The 2,091-nt window shown below is 44.3% G+C and carries 1 protein-coding gene and 1 pseudogene; both read left to right on the top strand.

Translation table 11 applies throughout. From position 1 onward, the window contains the following. Window positions 1-323 precede the first annotated feature (323 nt). On the top strand, window positions 324-692 hold the full coding sequence (tnpB, locus tag B5F78_RS16470) for an IS66 family insertion sequence element accessory protein TnpB (protein WP_140400236.1): 369 nt from the start codon (window positions 324-326) through the stop codon (window positions 690-692). A gap of 89 nt (window positions 693-781) precedes the next feature. Then, window positions 782-2,002, top strand: a pseudogene (locus tag B5F78_RS16465) (IS66 family transposase). Window positions 2,003-2,091 lie beyond the last annotated feature (89 nt).

Here is a 2,091-nt window from a genome sequence, read left to right as displayed (position 1 = left end):
CTGACCATCGATTACGAATTCCTTGCTGAAACTGCGGAAGCTATGGTACAGATTGCATTCATCCAAATCATGCTTAACAAATTTATCGAATGAAATCAAAACAGCTTCTCACTATTGGCGTAAAAAATGTTCAGTTGGCAAGAATAGTGTCAAGCAAGAGTTGGCTCCCATCTGTTTCAAACAGGCAGCTACGGAATCTTCCCTTGAAGAACAAATACCCCATGGTGTGGCATTACTATTTCCCAATGGTCTTCGTGCCCACTTCGGAAATGGTTCTGAAGAGATACTTATGGAATTATTGACCAAAAGTCTTGGAGGCGGCCATGTTTAACTTGAACGACACGATGCGCTACTTCCTGTGTCCGGGCATTACAGATATGCGCAAAGGTATCAGTTCATTGTGCGGAGTGGTACATGAAAAGATGAACAGTGAAGTGAAGAACGGTGATGTCTTCATCTTCATCGGGGCCAGCCGCAAACTCATGAAATTGCTTCATGCAGAAGATGGAGGCATGGTGATGTATGTGAAACGTCTGGAAGCCGGTCGCTTCAAACTGCCCAAATACGATCCTGAGTCAAAAAGTTATTCCATGGAATGGTGTGACCTGGTGATGATGGTCGAGGGTATTCAGGAGAATCCTGAACAGAGACTCCGGCGGTTAAGGGCAGAACGAAAGGAATACCATGTATGACATGCTTTTAGGTTGAATAAAAGTGCTTGTTTTGTTGTGTAATTAGCTAATATTTAGTATTTTTATGCAAACAAAAAAACAAGCAGGCAATGGAAGAAAAGGATATTTTGCTCAAGACGATAGAATGGCTGAATGCCACTGTTGCTTCGTTGTCTGCCACCAATAAAGAACAGTCAGATCAGATTAAAAACCTGCAGGAACGTATCAAAGAGTTGACGGCTCAGGTCGCATGGCTGAACCGTCAGCTCTTTGGGCGTAAATCGGAGAAGCTTCGCGCATATGACCCTAATATCCCCGATCTTTTTGCAGACGAGTTTGCCGGACTCCAACATCAGGCGGAAGAAAAGCGCGACGAAGCCGTTGGGAAGATTGAAAAGGAATCGGCGGAAGTACGGAAGCAGAATCGTCAGAACCGAAAAATGATAGAGGACTTACCCGTACTGGAGACCGAGACAATAGAACCGACAGGTGTTGACCTGTCTTTATACCGTAGGATAGGCGAAGAGATAACAAAAGTCGTCAAACACAAGCCGGGCATGCTTTACGTCAAGGAAATTATCCGTCCCAAATATGCCCTCAAGGACAGCACCCGGCTTCCTCCTGCCGGACAGAAGGGTGTAGAGATAGCTCCCATGCCGCTGATGCCGGTTGACAAGTGTATCGCTGACACGAGTCTGCTTGCCGAGATACTGCTTCAGAAGTATGAATATCATGTCCCGTTCTACCGTCAGATACAATAGTACCGACATCTTGGAATGAAAGGCCTGACCGAAAGTACGCTGGACGGATGGTTCAAAAAAACAATGGAGCTGCTCAAACCTCTATATGAGGTACTCAAGCGGGAGGTCTTCTCCTGTGACTATGTACAGGCGGATGAAACCACAGTTCCAGTCATCAACAGGGAAAAGCACAAGGCTGACAAGGAATATCTATGGATGGTAAGGTCAGTCATGGAAAAACTGGTCATTTTCTATTATGATGATGGATCCCGGGCAGGAGCGGTCATCGAATCTCTGGCAAATCAATATACATATAGAGGATATCTTCAATGCGATGGTTTTGTAGGTTATGAGACAGCCTTCAAGACCAACCCCGAAGCAGCAGTTAATATGTCTGTTATCTGTTCCCTATTGGCTACTTGTAAGGCACACGATGTAAACCCAAGGGATTACCTGAATGATGTAATCGCCCAAATGCCTTATCACAAGAATGCAACTCATGAGAAACTTTTGGATCTGCTTCCACACAAATGGAAGTTGAAACATCCGGAAAGTATATTGACAAAACAAAATGGGGTATCTGACAACTAATGCCATATGCAACATATAGGTTCAACAAAATAATAGCGACTGAAACTATTAGGTTCATAGTGACAGTCGCTATTGTTGTATATAAAGGT

Source organism: Bacteroides sp. An279 (assembly GCF_002159615.1).
Taxonomy (GTDB): Bacteria; Bacteroidota; Bacteroidia; order Bacteroidales; family Bacteroidaceae; genus Phocaeicola; species Phocaeicola intestinalis.
The sequence above is the reverse complement of the archived record's forward strand: the minus strand, read 5'-3'. Positions and strand labels throughout refer to the sequence as shown.